The organism is Brachyspira pilosicoli, assembly GCF_019402445.1.
GTDB classification, from domain to species: Bacteria; Spirochaetota; Brachyspiria; order Brachyspirales; family Brachyspiraceae; genus Brachyspira; species Brachyspira pilosicoli_B.
Genome location: NZ_SRZM01000436.1, coordinates 1 through 332, shown reverse-complemented (window position 1 = coordinate 332; position 332 = coordinate 1). Strand labels below are relative to the sequence as shown.

Here is a 332-nt window from a genome sequence, read left to right as displayed (position 1 = left end):
TACTTAGATATATCAGCATCATACAATTTATCAATTAAATTAATATCAAAATCTCTAACCAAACCATAATAATATAATGAAGAATCTTTTAAAACTAGTATTTTATTTGCAAAATATAAAGCACTATTTAAATCATGAAGCACAGCAACAATACATCTGTTTTCATTTTCTAATACCCAATTTTTTAAATCGTTTATTAAATCCAATTGTATATTCAAATCCAAATGATTAGTAGGCTCATCTAAAATTATAATGTCAGGCTCTTTTGCAAAAATACGTGCTAAAAAAACCCTCTGAAGCTCACCTCCAGAAATATCAGTTATAAGTTTATC

The 332-nt window shown here is 25.6% G+C and carries 1 protein-coding gene; it reads right to left on the bottom strand.

Annotated features, from left to right (window positions below):
* Positions 1-332 (bottom strand): ATP-binding cassette domain-containing protein (locus E6A48_RS11685; protein WP_219710478.1); only part of this gene is annotated, 332 nt, incomplete at both ends.